Origin of the sequence: Paraburkholderia sp. GAS82, from assembly GCF_050436285.1 — a bacterium.
GTDB lineage: Bacteria > Pseudomonadota > Gammaproteobacteria > Burkholderiales > Burkholderiaceae > Paraburkholderia > Paraburkholderia phenazinium_B.
Genome location: NZ_JBNDLX010000008.1, coordinates 238,485 through 253,530 on the forward strand (window position 1 = coordinate 238,485; position 15,046 = coordinate 253,530).

A 15,046-nucleotide genomic window follows, 5' to 3' on the forward strand; every position below is an offset into this window, starting at 1 on the left:
GTTTACAGAATCCCGATGATTTTCACTTCGAACGCCAGCGCCTGGCCGGCGAGCGGGTGATTGAAATCGAACAGGGCGGACGTTTCGCCGACTTCCTTCAGCACGCCAGCGTAGCGTCCGCCACCCGGTGCGTTGAATTCGACGAGATCGCCCGGCGAAAAATCCTCACCGATCATGCTGTTTTCGCGCAGCGTGGCGAGCGAGACCCGCTGGATCAGCTCCGGATTGCGCGGACCGAAGGCCTGCCCGGCGGGTAGCTGAAAGGTCGAATGGTGGCCGACCTTCAATCCCAGCAAAATGTCTTCCAGCGGCGGCGCAAGTTGGCCTGCACCCAGCAGCAGCGTGGCTGGCTTTTCGGTAAAGGTGTTGATGACTTCAGCGCCATCGGCAAGCGAAAGCCGGTAATGGAGCGTGACGTGCGAACCGGGTTTCACTTCAGAGATGTCGATGATGCTCATGCGGTACTCGTTCAGTCGGGACGCGCTGCACGCGGGCGCCGGGGCGCCGCCTGTGCGGTTGGCAAACCGTAATGGTGCCGTGCGCAAAGGCTCTATTGTAAGCCACATATCAAGCGGCGGCTTGGGTGCATCGTAGGCACAAGCGCCATGGGCGAGGACTTTTCCCGCCCGCGAACAGGAGAACGATGAGATGAACTATTACGCTTGCGCCGAGGTGGCGGCTAGTCGTACCGCGGAGGTCGGCTTGCTGGCGCCGTTCAATGAGGATGTGGCCGCACCTCGGCCGGACGCGCCCGACGCGGGCCGGCCCAAGCCGTCCGCACCCAAACGCTCGCGTCGTAAGCGGGACATGCCGCGTGAGCGGCTGCTCGACTTCGGACCCGGCACCCTCACCGACGCCGAACTGGTGGCGCTCGTGCTGGGCTCGGGACTGCCCGGTCACAATGTGTTCGGCATCGCTGACTCGCTGTTGAAACGCTTTGGTTCGCTGCGCGCAATGCTCGACGCCACACCGGCTGACTTCAAGGGACTGCCCGGCATCGGCCCCGCCAAGACGGCGCAACTACTCGCCATCCTCGAACTGGCGCGGCGTTCGCTCGTCGAAAAAATGCGCGAGAAACCGATCATCGACTCGCCTGAGGCGGTCGAGGACTATTTACGTCTGCTGATCGGCTCCAGGCCTCATGAAGTGTTCGTCTGCCTCTTTCTGGACGCCCGGCACCGCCTGATCGTCACCGAGGAAAGCTCGCGCGGCTCGCTCACGCGGATGGCGGTTTATCCACGCGAAATTGTCCGGCGCGCGCTGACCGCGAACGCGGCAAGCATGATCGTGGCGCATAATCACCCCTCTGGCGCGGTGAAGCCCAGCGCGAGCGACCGGCATCTCACGCAGGTGCTGCGTGACACCCTCGCGCTGATCGACGTCCATCTGGTCGATCACCTTGTAATCGGCACGCACGAAACCTTCTCGTTTGCGCGCGCCGGATGGTCGTGAATTCCAGAGCCGTCAATGCCGGAATGCCCGTCTGATTGCCGTTGTTGCTGCACCTTGTCCTGCTAGCCGGATCGCAAATAAGGTTTGATTTATCGGCTTTTTTTCTGCTAGAATTCCGGTTTGCCTGTTTCCAACCCTGTTCCGAAGCCATCAAAGGCCTTTCGGGAGATAAGCGACTGAACGCAACTGAGCGATCATCGCGGCCCTTCCGGATAACTTTCGCGGCGTCCGAACTCAGAATTAGCGTATTAGGAGTGCTCTCATATGGCACGCGTATGCCAAGTAACTGGGAAAGCGCCGATGAGCGGCAACAACGTTTCCCACGCGAACAACAAAACCAAGCGCCGGTTCCTGCCGAACCTGCAAAACCGCCGCATCTGGGTGGAAAGCGAAAACCGTTGGGTGCGTCTGCGCGTTTCGAACGCCGGCCTGCGTCTGATCGACAAGAACGGCATTGACGCCGTGCTCGCAGACCTGCGCGCACGCGGTGAAGCCTAAGGAGTAAATCATGGCCAAAGGCGCACGCGACAAGATCAAGCTGGAATCGACCGCAGGTACGGGTCACTTCTACACCACGACGAAAAACAAGCGCAACATGCCGGAAAAGATGGAGATCAGCAAGTTTGATCCCGTCGTTCGCAAGCATGTGCCGTACAAGGAAACCAAGATCAAATAAGATCTTGCTTCCTGCTTGTTGACGAAGACGAAAGCCCTGCACTTGTGCGGGGCTTTTTGTTTTACGGTGCGCTAAATGATGAAGATTCCGGCGCGCGCCGTTCTGTGTACTTCCTGCGTTGCTGTTAGCTTTAACGGCCGCTCTTCCGTTCCGGCATGCGTGCATGTCACGCCTCCCATCTCCCCGCTTGCGTCATTAGCCATCCGGCCAGCTTTCCCTCATGTCGTGCGACGCGTATCCTAGCTCGTTTATCGGTGAGCGGCGACACGAGCCGCAACGGCTGATCAAGTGACGGAGACGCAGGAAATGAATTTCGATGTGGCAATTGTCGGCAGTGGTCTAGCGGGTCTGAGCGTTGCACTAAATCTGGCGGAGACGCGGCGGGTTGCAGTGATTGCCAAGGTCTCGATGACCGAAGGCGCCAGCGACTGGGCGCAAGGCGGCATCGCGGCAGTGCTGGATTCCGCGGACAGTATCGAGAACCACGTCAACGACACGCTCATCGCCGGCGGCGGCCTGTGTGACGAAGGCGCAACGCGCTTCATCGTCGAGCATGGCCGCGAGGCGATCGAATGGCTGATCGCGCAAGGCGTGCCGTTCACCAAAGACGACGCGGCCGAGCTCGGCTTTCACCTCACGCGAGAAGGTGGCCATAGTCATCGCCGCATCATTCACGCAGCGGACGCGACCGGTCATGCGGTCGTCGCCACGTTAAGCGAGCGCGTGCGTCGCCATCCGAATATCACGTTGCTTGAAAACCACTATGCGATCGACCTGATCACGTCGGACCGCCTCGGCCTGCCAGGGCGTCGCTGCCACGGCCTATATGCGCTCGATCTCGAAAGCGGCCGCACCGTCACCATCGAAGCGCCGCATACGGTGCTAGCTACAGGTGGCGCAGGCAAGGTCTATCTGTACACGACAAACCCGGACACCGCCACAGGCGATGGCATCGCCATGGCGTGGCGCGCCGGCTGCCGTGTGTCGAACATGGAGTTCATCCAGTTCCACCCGACCTGCCTGTTCCACCCCTATGCCAAGTCCTTCCTGATCTCGGAAGCGGTGCGTGGCGAAGGCGGCATTCTGAAGCTGCCGGACGGCACCCGCTTCATGCCCCAACACGATGAACGCGCGGAACTGGCACCGCGCGATATCGTCGCCCGTGCGATTGACTTTGAGATCAAGAAGCGCGGCATCGACTGCGTGTACCTCGATATCAGTCACCAGCCTGCGGCGTTCCTGCAAGAACACTTTCCCACCATCCTCGCGCGTTGTCGCGAGTTTGGGATCGACATCACGAAAGAACCGATTCCGGTCGTCCCGGCGGCTCATTACACTTGTGGCGGCGTCGTCACGGACCTCGCTGGCCGAACCGATCTCGCTGGCCTCTATGCGGTCGGCGAGACGTCCTGCACCGGTCTGCATGGCGCCAACCGCCTGGCCAGCAACTCACTGCTCGAATGCCTGGTGATAGGCCGTTCGGCGGCTGCCGCAATCGAGGGCGAGGGCTTCGGCGGCGCAGTCCACGCGCCACTGCCCGACTGGGACGAAAGCCGAGTGTCCGATCCAGACGAGGAGGTGGTCGTCGCGCACAACTGGGACGAACTGCGCCGCCTGATGTGGAACTACGTGGGCATCGTCCGAACCGACAAGCGGCTCGCGCGCGCCAAGCATCGCCTGGCGCTGCTTCGCGATGAGATCCACGAGTACTACGCGCACTTCAAGGTGAGCCGCGATCTGCTTGAACTGCGCAATCTGGTCGACGTTGCGTCCTTGATCGTCGAGAGCGCACGTTCACGACGCGAAAGCCGCGGACTGCACTTCAGCCGCGACTGGCCCGCTGCGCTGCCGAAAGCGTTGCCCACGGTTCTGTCGCCGGAGAACGTGCGCAATCGCAACGTGTGACGCGCGCGATTCTTCAGAACGCAACTTGTCGAAGAGATCAAGCTCGAGCAAAAGTAAAAAGGCCATCGCTGGAAGGCGATGGCCTTTTTGTTGCGGCGGCGCTGATGTGTACCGCTCCCTGAAATTGATGCTGAAGACTCAGACAATCACTTCAGGCAACGCTCGCGCTTCAGCAAAAAGCGGCGAGACGGCATCAACCAGATTTGCGCACCTGATGCTGCCCGGCCGCCCTCGTCAAGCAGGCCCCACATTCGAAAACAACGCCGTGTCCTTCGCCAGGTCGCCGCTCGTCTGCACGCGCTTCTTGTGGCGCGCAGCAAAATCGAGCATGCGGTCGATCGGCAGCCGCGCCCGTTCGCCCACCGTGCGATCGACGACGATCTCGTTGTGACCGCGTTCCAGCACGTCAGCCAGATTCGCCAGTCCGTTCATCGCCATCCACGGGCAATGCGCGCAACTCTTGCAAGTCGCGCTGTTGCCGGCGGTAGGCGCCTCAACGAAGGTCTTGCCAGGCGCGGCCAGGCGCATCTTGTACAGAATGCCGAGATCCGTCGCGACGATAAAGTGCTTCGCATCGAGCCGCTGCGCGGCGTCGATCAACTGTGTCGTCGAACCTACGACATCCGCCTGAGCCACCACGCTTTCCGGTGACTCTGGGTGCACGAGCACCTTCGCATCGGGATATTGCTCGCGCAACAGATCGAGTTCGATACCTTTGAATTCGTCATGCACGAGGCACGAGCCCTGCCACAGCAGCATGTCCGCGCCGGTTTTCTTCTGGATGTAGCCGCCGAGATGCCGGTCCGGTGCCCAGATGATCTTTTCGCCGCGTGCATGCAGGTCGGCAACGATCTCCAGTCCGATCGACGACGTCACCATCCAGTCCGCCCGTGCTTTCACGGCCGCACTGGTGTTCGCATAGACCACCACAGTGCGATCCGGATGCGCATCGCAGAAAGCAGAAAACTCGTCGACAGGACAGCCGAGATCGAGCGAGCAGGTCGCATCGAGATCTGGCATCAACACCCGCTTGTCGGGACTGAGAATCTTCGACGTCTCGCCCATGAAGCGCACACCGGCGACGACCAGCGTCTGTGCGTCATGATCGCGGCCGAAGCGTGCCATCTCGAGTGAGTCCGCAACGCACCCGCCCGTTTCATCGGCGAGCTCCTGCAGCTCTGCGTCGACATAGTAGTGCGCGACGAGCACCGCTTTCTCACGCACAAGCAGCTCGCGAATACGCGCCTTCAGCGCGAGCTTTTCTTCCGCCGACGGTGCATCCGGCACCTTCGCCCACGCCTGTCCGATGCCGCATGTCAGGCCCTGCGCTTGCGGCCGGTCGTATTCGACGCTCCTGATCGCCTGCTGATTCATGATCCCCTCTGCCCTGCTGATTTGCCGCTCATCGCCGCGAGTGATACACATCGTGCATAGCACGCACATGCCACACGCGATGGACATGCCGCGTGTCACGTCCGACGTTTTTGGCGGCCCCAAAAAGCAAAACCCCGCCAGCGCGGGGTTTTGTGACGTGACTAAATTTTAATTGATTTCGTGCGTACGTTCTTGCTCACGCATAGCGACGCAGGCGCATAGCAAACTCCTGTAGAGCCTTGATACCGCTTTGTTCCGCGCGGTGACACCAATCCTGCAACTGCACCAGCAACTGTTCGCGCGAAGCGTTCGAGCGCTCCCACATGGCCGCCAGTTCATTACGCAACTCGATGTAGGTACGCAGCTTCTGGCTGTTCGCAAAGATTTGCGGCAGTTGACGCTTCTGCGGTTCGTCGAGGCCAGCCTCTTCCTTGTGGAACCAGCTGCGTGCGCCGCGCATCACCTGATACTTTTCGCGCGCGCCCACTTCCTTCAGGTGCGCCAGTTCCTGGCGATAGGCGCGCTTGAGCGCCTTACCGTAGCGAGCCATCACTTCGTAGCGGTTGGCCAGCACGGCCTGCAACGTGTCCTGGTCGAGCACCAGCTTGCCGGTGGTCAGACGCGGCGTAGGCGCAATCTTCTTCACCTTGGCGAGGCGGAACGCCGACATGATGCGGATATACATCCAGCCGATATCGAACTCGTACCACTTGTTCGACAGCTTGGCCGACGTCGCATACGTGTGGTGGTTGTTGTGCAGTTCTTCGCCGCCGATGAGGATGCCCCACGGGAAGATGTTGGTGCTCGCATCCGACGAGTTGAAGTTGCGATAGCCCCAGAAGTGAGCAAGGCCATTGACCACACCCGCTGCCCAGAACGGAATCCAGATCATCTGCACAGCCCACACCGTCAGGCCGACGAGGCCGAACAGCGCAACGTTGAGCACCATCATCAGGCTCACGCCGAGAATCGGGTACTTCGTGTAGACGTTGCGTTCCATCCAGTCGTTCGGCGTGCCGTGACTGAACTTGCGCATCGTTTCTTCGTTCTTCGCTTCGACGCGGTAGAGTTCAGCGCCTTCCAGCAACACCTTCCAGATGCCGCGCGTTTGCGGGCTATGCGGATCTTCTTCGGTCTCGCACTTGGCGTGATGCTTACGATGGATCGCGGCCCATTGGCCGGTCAGCATGCCCGTGCTCATCCACAGCCAGAAGCGGAAAAAATGACTGACGGCGGGATGCAGGTCGAGGGCGCGGTGCGCCTGGCAGCGGTGCAGATACACGGTCACGCCGATGATCGTGATGTGCGTCGCCACGAGCGTGTACACCACGAGTTGCCACCACGAGAAACGCAACAGACCGTGGGCAAGGAAATCAAGCAAGGAATTCAACAAGGCAATTTACCTGTGGAACGAGAGTTACAGGACACCAGGAAGACAACGCGAACAACGTAACCAGAAGAGGGCAATCAAAGGCCAACCAAAGGGTAACCAAAAACGCGACGTCAAGAAAGTGAAAGCATACAAACAGCTTGGACGTTATTCTACGCGAACCGTTCCAAGTGTTTGTAACAATTGGGGATTTTTTGCAACCCAACAACCAGGGCAAACACGCTGATGTGTCTTTTTGGCACCCTTCTCGAGGTCCCGCCGCCCCGTCAGGCGGCGCTGCCCGGCTCGTTGGCGGCATCTCCGGTCATAGTTACCGGTCGCGACAGTATGTCGCCCGCGCCGACGATCCGCACTTCGCGCTGAGAGAGCGGGATCGAAACGCCGTTTTCGCTAAAAAGTCGCCAGAGATTGCGATTGACCGCCGAGCGCACGCCAGCGGTGCCGAGTGCCGCATCCTCGATCCAGAAGCCCAGTTCGAGGTTGATGCCATCCGGCCCGAAGCCGGCCAGGTAAGGCGTCGGGGCCGGATCCCGCAGCACGCGCTCCGCCCCGTCGGTGGCCTGCACGAGCAACTGCATCGCCCGCTCGACGTCCGACGTATAAGCCACTGTCACTGCGATCTTCGAGTAGCCGCGCGTCAGATAAGACGACTGGTTCTGTACGACATCGGTAATCAGCTTTTCGTTCGGAATCAGCGTTTCGATACCGTCGAGGCCGCGCACCACCGTGTAGCGGGTGCGGATCTGCGTGACCATGCCCTGCAGGCCGCCGGTGTTGATCGTGTCGCCGATCCGCAGCGAACGGTCGATCAGGATAATGAAGCCCGACACGTAATTGCTCGCGATCTTCTGCAAACCGAAGCCGAGTCCGACACCCAGTGCACCGCCGAACACCCCTAGCACCGTGATATCGATGCCCACCAGCGACAGGCTGATCAACACCGCCGCCAGCACGAACAACGCTCGCCCCACGCGCGCCGCCGCGACTTTCAGATTCGCATCGAGCGTGTTCGAGCGCATCAGGCGCTCTTCGAACGCGGCGCCGAGCCACATCGCGACGATCATCGTCACGCAGACCCACAGCAGCCCCGTCGACAGCGACAGCAGCGTCATGTGGGCATTGGCGACGCGAAAGTGCACGCTCGCCATCCAGTCGAGGACGTCGTCCTGAATGCCCATTACGGTGAGCACCATGCCGATCCACACGATCAGCGAGACGACTTTCTCGATCAGGAAGAGCCACTTATGGGCTTCGCCATGGCTTGCGAACACCCGACGGGCGAGGAAGAACAGGACATAGATCAGGCCGATGCCGAACAGCGGCACCAACGCGAGATCGAGCAGCGCGGTGTGCATGAACGGGGCTGCAACCGCCTGCGCGATCCAGACCAGCGCAGCGCCGATCAACGGAAAAAATGCGCGGTTCAGGCTTTCCGCACCGAAGCGCAGTGCCTGATAGCGCGTCTGGCGACGCAAATCGAGGGTCCGGCGCAGCAGCCAGGCGAGCCCCCATGCAAGCGCGAGCGTGCCGAGTAGCAAGCCCACCTGCCAGAGCATCACCGGCTGGCCGAAGTCATGGGCGACGTCGCCGAACAGGTGAAAGAAGATCCGGTTGTGCATGGTGTCGTGGGAGCGCCCGTCGCGGCATGCCTGCTGTGGTTAAGACAAACGCAGGCAGCGCGCCAGCGACCCCTCAGGCGCCCTTAAGCGCGCCGCTCCAGCACCGCGGCGAAGAAGCCGTCGGTGGCGTGGCGGTGCGGCCATAGCGACAGGTAGTCGCCCATTTCAATCTCGACGCGCTGTTCGGCGAGCACCTCACGCGCCGGCACCAGGGCAAAGCCCGGGTGATTGGCGAGGAACTGCGTGACGATCGACTCGTTCTCCGCCTCTAGAATGCTGCAGGTCGCGTAGACCAGACGCCCGCCCACCTTCACGAGGCGCGCCGCGCTCGTCAGGATGGACAACTGCTTGGGCGCAAGCTCCGCAACCGATTCCGGTGACTGACGCCACTTCAGGTCCGGATTGCGCCGCAGCGTGCCGAGTCCGCTGCACGGCGCGTCCACCAGCACACGGTCGATCTTGCCCGCCAGACGCTTGATTTTCGCGTCATACTCGTTGTCGATCAGTACCGGATTGACGTTCGACAGCCCGCTGCGCGCGAGGCGCGGCTTGAGCTTGGCGAGACGCCGCTCGGAGATATCGAAGGCGTACAGACGGCCGGTGGAGCGCATCATCGCGCCCAACGCGAGGGTCTTGCCGCCCGCGCCGGCGCAGAAGTCGACGATCATTTCGCCGCGCTTCGGCGCAACCAGCGTGCACAGCAACTGGCTGCCCTCGTCCTGCACTTCGACCCAGCCGTGCTGGAACGCATCGAGCTTGGTGAGCGGCGGCTTGCCGACCACCCGCACGCCGAACGGTGCGAACGGCGTGGAGCCCGCCTCGATACCGGCCTTGGACAACGCGTCCAGCACCTGATCGCGAGTCGCCTTGATCGGATTGGCGCGCAGATCCAACGGCGCCGGATAGTTCAGCGCGGCGGCCAGTTGCGCCAGCTCTTCAGCTTCGAAACGCTTTGACAGCGCCTGATAGATCCAGTCGGGCAGATTCATGCGAATCCGCAACGGCAGGCTTTCCGGATCGATCTTCGCGACGTGTTCGAGCCAGTTGGACTCTGAGTCGGAAATGAATGGCTTCAACGCCGAGCGCCCCGCCGTCTGCATCAGGCCCAGCAAGGCCATCCGCCGCGCCGGGCTGCCGGCGCCGCTTTCGGCCAGGTGGGCGAACTCCATCCGGCGCCGCAGCACCGCAAACACCGCCTCGGCGATCACGCCGCGCTCGCCGTGCCCGAGCTTCGGGTGGGCGCGGAAAAAGCGGCTGGTGGCTGCGTCCGCGGGGCCGGCCAGCTTCAGCACGTCCGCGAGCAGCGTTTCGGTTTGTCCAATCAGAAATCCATGTAGTCTCATACGCCCTCTCCGGCGATCTTGTTGCTATTGATGTCGGCAAAGAGCCATTGCGGCTCCGGCGGCGTGAGCGTGACGCGCAGTCCGTCGAGCGCGAGGCGCCCTTCGACGAACCAGCGCACCGCGCGTGGGTAAATGATGTGTTCGGTAGCCAGTACGCGCTCGGCGAGCGCCGCGGCGTCGTCGCCGTTCAGCACCGGCACGGCTGACTGGACCACGATCGGCCCATGATCGAGCTGCGACGTGACAAAATGGACAGACGCGCCGTGCAGCCGGACGCCGGCATCGAGCGCCTGCTGGTGTGTTTTCAGGCCGGCAAAGCTCGGCAGCAGCGACGGATGCACGTTCAGCATGCGCCCCGCGTAGCGGTCGACAAAGCCGGGGGTCAAGACACGCATGAAGCCGGCGAGCGCCACCAGGTCAGGTGCAAAAGCATCGATTTGACGCGCCAATGCTGCGTCGAACGACTCGCGATCGGGAAACTGGCGGTGGTCGACCACCGCCGTGGCAATACCATGCGACGCGGCAAACGCAAGGCCCGCAGCGTCTGGACGGCTGGCAATCACGGCGGCGACTTGCGCCGGCCACTCTTCGCGCGAACAGGCGCGAACGATGGCTTCCATGTTGCTGCCCCGCCCGGAAATCAGGATGACAAGTTTTTTCATCCGCGGATTTTATCATTCGGGGGACGCCTGAACGGCGCTGCGCCGCCGTGGCTCGCTTTGAGCGTTTATAATCGTTTGTTTTGCAACTTAAAGTCGCCCCAACCCGCTATTGTGAGAGTCTTCCGCGGTCTTCCCAATGCCGAGAGCCGTGCGCCCTGCGCCCTGACCATCGGCAACTTCGACGGTGTCCACCGCGGCCATCAGGCTCTGCTCGCCCACGTCCGGGCGGCGGCCGATGCACGCGGCCTGCCCGTCTGCGTGATGACTTTCGAACCGCACCCGCGCGAATTCTTCAATCCCGCCGGCGCGCCTCCGCGTATCGCGATGCTGCGCGACAAGCTGGAAGCGTTGCGCACCAATGGGGTCGACCGGGTCGTGGTCGAGCATTTCAATCACACCTTCGCCAGCCAGTCGCCGGATACGTTCGTTGAGCGGATCATCGTCAACGGCCTGCATGCCCGCTGGGTGATGATCGGCGACGACTTCCGCTATGGCGCGAGGCGTGCGGGCGATTTCGACTCGCTCAAGGCCGCGGGCGCACAACACGGTTTTGAAGTCGAACAGATGGCTACCGTCGCGGATCCGTCCGGTGCACGTATCTCCAGTTCGGGGGTGCGCGCGTCGCTGATAGCGGGCGACCTGGACGCCGCACGCGCCGCGCTCGGGCGCGACTACCTGATCAGCGGCCACGTCGTGCACGGCATGAAGCTCGGCCGCGACCTGGGGTTTCCCACGCTGAACCTGGCCATCGCCCACAAGCGCCCGGCGCTGGCCGGCATTTTCGTGGTGCGCGTGCATGGCATCGAAGCGGAGCCGCTACCCGGCGTCGCGAGTCTCGGCTTGCGCCCGACCGTCGACGACTCCGGCCGCGTGCTGCTCGAAGTTCACCTGCTCGACTGGCACGGCGATGCGTATGGCAAACTCGTGCGCGTCGAATTCCTGAAGAAACTGCGTGACGAGGAAAAGTACGTCGACCTCGAAACGCTGACCGCCGCCATTGCACGCGACGTCGCCAATGCGCGCGCGTGGTTTGCTGCGGTTGGCAGCGGCGCGCCGGGCAGCCGCTCGACCGGCTTCGCCACTTCAGCCACAGACCGAATTAGATAGCCGCCGCGGTACGTGCCAGCGCGCCCAGCATCAAGCGCAGCACGTGCCCTAGCCGCGCGCATCGAAGGGCATCCGTGGATCACGCGACATGCCTGCCGGGCGCGTTCAACGCCCCGCGCATCGTGCGCAAATCGCGCCCTTAACGCGCATCAAACGAATTCACTGCGACCACACCATGAGCAACAAGAAAGCCGATTCGAAACCGCCGTCACGCTACCCGGTCAACCTGCTCGACACGCCGTTCCCGATGCGTGGCGACCTGCCCAAGCGCGAGCCGCAATGGGTCAAGGAATGGCAGGAACGCAAGGTCTACGAAACGATCCGCGCGGCCTCCAAGGGTCGCAAGAAGTTCATCCTGCACGACGGGCCGCCGTATGCCAACGGCGACATCCACCTCGGGCACGCGGTGAACAAGATCCTCAAGGACATGGTGGTCAAGTCGCGCAACCTGGCGGGCTTCGATGCGGCCTACGTGCCGGGCTGGGACTGCCACGGCATGCCGATCGAAATCCAGATCGAAAAGCAGTTCGGCAAGTCGCTGCCGGCCGCTGAAGTGATGCAGAAGGCGCGCGCCTACGCGAGCGAGCAGATCGAGAAGCAGAAGGTCGGCTTCCGCCGTCTGGGTGTGCTCGGCGATTGGGACAACCCGTACAAGACCATGAACTTCACGAACGAGGCCGGTGAAATCCGCGCGCTCGCGAAGATCATGGAAAAGGGCTATGTGTTCCGCGGCCTGAAGCCGGTGAACTGGTGTTTCGACTGCGGCTCGGCGCTGGCCGAGGCGGAAGTCGAATACCACGACAAGACCGATCCGACTATCGACGTGCTGTTCGCCTTCGCCGAACCGGAGAAGACCGCGCAGGCGTTCGGCCTCCCGGCGTTGCCGCGCAACGAAGGCGGCATCGTGATCTGGACCACGACACCGTGGACAATCCCCGCCAACCAGGCGCTGAACGTCCATCCGGAGATCGTCTATGCACTCGTGGATACGCCGCGCGGCCTGCTGATCCTCGCTGAGGAGCGCGTCGAAGCGTGCCTGAAGCAATACGGCCTCGAAGGGCATGTTGTTGCGACCACCACGGGCGCCAAGCTCGCCAACCTGCGCTTTCATCATCCGCTCGCCTCGGCACATCCGAGCTACAAGCGCACGGCGCCGGTGTATCTCGGCGACTACGTGACGACGGAAACCGGTACCGGCATCGTCCACTCGTCGCCCGCCTACGGCGTGGAAGACTTCGTGTCGTGCAAGGCGCACGGCATGTCCGATTCGGACATCATCAGTCCGGTGATGGGCGACGGCCGTTATATCGAATCGCTCGCGCTGTTCGGCGGTCTGTCGATCTGGGCAGCCAATCCGAAGATCGTCGCGGCGCTCGAAGCGGCCGGCACGCTGCTGCGCACGGAAAAGTACACGCACAGCTACATGCACTGCTGGCGCCACAAGACGCCGATCATCTACCGCGCGACCTCGCAGTGGTTCGCCGGCATGGACGTGAAGCCGAACGACACCGACAAGACGCTGCGCGAAACCGCGCTCGAAGGCATCGAGAACACCGCGTTCTATCCGTCGTGGGGCAAGCAGCGTCTGTTCAGCATGATCGCCAACCGCCCGGACTGGACGCTGTCACGTCAGCGCCAGTGGGGGGTGCCGATGGCATTCTTCGTGCACAAGGAAACCGGCGAACTGCATCCGCGTACGCTGGAACTCCTCGAAGAAGTCGCGCAACGCGTCGAAAAGGCCGGCATCGAAGCGTGGCAATCGCTCGATCCGCGCGAGCTGATCGGCGACGACGCCAACCTGTACGAAAAGAACCGCGACACGCTCGACGTGTGGTTCGATTCAGGCACGACACACTGGCACGTGCTGCGCGGCTCGCACAAAGACGAACTGCAATTCCCGGCCGACCTGTATCTGGAAGGCTCGGACCAGCACCGCGGCTGGTTCCATTCGTCGCTGCTGACGGCTTCCATGCTTGACGGCCGACCGCCTTACAACGCCCTGCTGACACACGGTTTCACTGTCGACGGCGAAGGCCGCAAGATGAGCAAGTCGCTCGGCAACGGCATCGATCCGCACGAAGTGGCGAATCGCCTGGGCGCGGAAATCATCCGCCTGTGGATCGCTTCGACGGATTACTCGGGTGAACTGGCGATCTCGGAGGAAATCCTGAAGCGCGTGACGGAAGGCTATCGCCGCATCCGCAACACGCTGCGCTTCCTGCTTGCAAACCTGTCGGACTTCGACTTCGAGAAGAACGCGCGTCCGGTGGAAGACTGGCTCGAGATCGACCGCTATGCGGTCGCGCTGTCGGCCAATCTGCAGACGGACATTCTCGCGCACTACGAGAAGTACGAGTTCCACCCGGTTGTGGCGAAGCTGCAGACGTTCTGCTCGGAAGACCTCGGCGGCTTTTACCTCGACGTGCTGAAGGACCGTCTGTACACCATGGCGCCGGACTCCGTCGCGCGCCGCGCCGCTCAGACCGCGCTGTATCACATCGCTCATGGACTGCTCCGCATCATGGCGCCGTTCCTGTCGTTCACCGCAGAAGAAGCGTGGAAGGTGTTCCAGCCGAACAGCGAAACCATCTTCACGGAGACGTATCACGCTTATCCGGAAGTGGCGAATGCGGCTGCGCTGCTCGACAAATGGACGCTGTTGCGCGCGGTGCGCAGTGACGTGACCAAGGCGCTGGAAGAAGCGCGCGTTGCCAACCTGATCGGCTCATCGCTGCAGGCGGAAGTCGAAATCCGCGCGAGCGGTGCCCGTCACGACGCGCTGGCGAGCCTCGGCGCGGATCTGAAGTTCGTGCTGATCACGTCCGCCGCGACGGTTGTGAAGGTCGAAGACGAAGCAGCGGAAAGCGTCGAAGTGGTCGCATCGAAATATCTGAAGTGCGAACGCTGCTGGCACTATCGCGCAGACGTCGGCGAGAACGCCGAGCACCCGTCCCTATGCGGCCGGTGCTTCAGCAATCTGTTCGGAAGCGGCGAAACAAGGAGCGCGGCATAATGGCAACAAGAAGTCTGTCGAAACCCGCCGGCGGTTCGCTGGCACCGTGGCTTGGCGTGGCGCTGATCGTGATCCTGTTCGATCAGCTCACGAAGATTGCAGTCCAGAAGGTGTTCGCCTACGGTGTGCCGCATGCGGTGGCTCCGTTTTTCAACCTGATTCTGGTCTACAACCGCGGTGCCGCTTTCAGCTTCCTCGCCATGGCGGGCGGCTGGCAGCGCTGGGCTTTTACGGGCCTTGGCGTGGTCGCGGCGCTGGTGATCTGCTATCTGCTCAAGCGCCACGGCGCGCAAAAGCTGTTTTGCACGGCTTTGGCGCTGATTCTCGGCGGGGCGCTCGGCAATGTGATCGACCGGCTGGCGTACGGCCACGTGATCGACTTCCTCGATTTCCACGTGGGCACCTGGCACTGGCCGGCGTTCAACCTCGCCGACAGCGCGATCACGATCGGTGCGATCCTGCTCGTGCTCGACGAATTGCGGCGCGTACGCGTCTCGCGCTAACG

General features: G+C 62.3%; 13 protein-coding genes. 7 read left to right on the plus strand and 6 right to left on the minus strand.

The genetic code is table 11. The features are described 5' to 3' along the window. Positions 1-2 precede the first annotated feature (2 nt). On the minus strand, positions 3-458 hold the full coding sequence (locus P3T17_RS25125) for an FKBP-type peptidyl-prolyl cis-trans isomerase (protein ID WP_074263558.1): 456 nt from the start codon (positions 456-458) through the stop codon (positions 3-5). Between the two features lie 190 nt (positions 459-648). Between P3T17_RS25125 and radC the strand changes: the two genes are divergently transcribed. From radC to nadB, 4 genes are all read left to right on the plus strand, one after another. After that, complete coding sequence (gene radC, locus P3T17_RS25130) at positions 649-1,452, plus strand: RadC family protein (protein WP_429409259.1); 804 nt, start codon at positions 649-651, stop codon at positions 1,450-1,452. A gap of 264 nt (positions 1,453-1,716) precedes the next feature. Next, on the plus strand, positions 1,717-1,950 hold the full coding sequence (gene rpmB / locus P3T17_RS25135) for a 50S ribosomal protein L28 (RefSeq protein WP_007180631.1): 234 nt from the start codon (positions 1,717-1,719) through the stop codon (positions 1,948-1,950). Positions 1,951-1,960: 10 nt separating this feature from the next. Further along, the gene (gene rpmG, locus P3T17_RS25140; protein ID WP_074263557.1) at positions 1,961-2,128 is read left to right on the plus strand and encodes a 50S ribosomal protein L33; all 168 of its coding nucleotides are present in this window, start codon (positions 1,961-1,963) and stop codon (positions 2,126-2,128) included. Between the two features lie 306 nt (positions 2,129-2,434). Further along, positions 2,435-4,033, plus strand: coding sequence for an L-aspartate oxidase (nadB, locus tag P3T17_RS25145; protein ID WP_429409260.1), 1,599 nt, complete (start codon positions 2,435-2,437; stop codon positions 4,031-4,033). Between the two features lie 234 nt (positions 4,034-4,267). On the opposite strand, the gene nadA is transcribed toward nadB, so the two are convergent. The 5 genes from nadA to purN all read right to left on the minus strand — a co-directional run bounded on the left by nadA (position 4,268) and on the right by purN (position 10,421). After that, positions 4,268-5,407 (minus strand): quinolinate synthase NadA, encoded by a 1,140-nt coding sequence (nadA, locus tag P3T17_RS25150; RefSeq protein ID WP_429409261.1) that lies wholly within the window; start codon positions 5,405-5,407, stop codon positions 4,268-4,270. A gap of 196 nt (positions 5,408-5,603) precedes the next feature. Next, on the minus strand, positions 5,604-6,800 hold the full coding sequence (locus P3T17_RS25155) for a DesA family fatty acid desaturase (protein WP_074263555.1): 1,197 nt from the start codon (positions 6,798-6,800) through the stop codon (positions 5,604-5,606). A gap of 263 nt (positions 6,801-7,063) precedes the next feature. After that, positions 7,064-8,416, minus strand: coding sequence for a mechanosensitive ion channel family protein (locus P3T17_RS25160; RefSeq protein WP_429409262.1), 1,353 nt, complete (start codon positions 8,414-8,416; stop codon positions 7,064-7,066). A gap of 83 nt (positions 8,417-8,499) precedes the next feature. Then, complete coding sequence (locus P3T17_RS25165) at positions 8,500-9,759, minus strand: RsmB/NOP family class I SAM-dependent RNA methyltransferase (protein WP_429409263.1); 1,260 nt, start codon at positions 9,757-9,759, stop codon at positions 8,500-8,502. Further along, on the minus strand, positions 9,756-10,421 hold the full coding sequence (gene purN / locus P3T17_RS25170; RefSeq protein ID WP_429409264.1) for a phosphoribosylglycinamide formyltransferase: 666 nt from the start codon (positions 10,419-10,421) through the stop codon (positions 9,756-9,758). The genes P3T17_RS25165 and purN overlap by 4 nt, the downstream gene beginning before the upstream one ends. A 111-nt stretch (positions 10,422-10,532) precedes the next feature. Between purN and P3T17_RS25175 the strand changes: the two genes are divergently transcribed. The 3 genes from P3T17_RS25175 (at position 10,533) to lspA (ending at position 15,044) form a co-directional block, all read left to right on the plus strand. After that, a complete protein-coding gene (locus tag P3T17_RS25175; protein WP_429409265.1) occupies positions 10,533-11,528 on the plus strand; it encodes a bifunctional riboflavin kinase/FAD synthetase in 996 nt (331 codons plus the stop codon). Between the two features lie 175 nt (positions 11,529-11,703). Further along, entirely contained in the window at positions 11,704-14,541 is a 2,838-nt protein-coding gene (gene ileS / locus P3T17_RS25180; RefSeq protein WP_429409266.1) for an isoleucine--tRNA ligase, read from the plus strand. Further along, positions 14,541-15,044, plus strand: a complete 504-nt coding sequence (gene lspA, locus P3T17_RS25185; RefSeq protein WP_429409267.1) for a signal peptidase II — start codon at positions 14,541-14,543, stop codon at positions 15,042-15,044. Before ileS ends, lspA begins: the two co-directional genes overlap by 1 nt. Positions 15,045-15,046 lie beyond the last annotated feature (2 nt).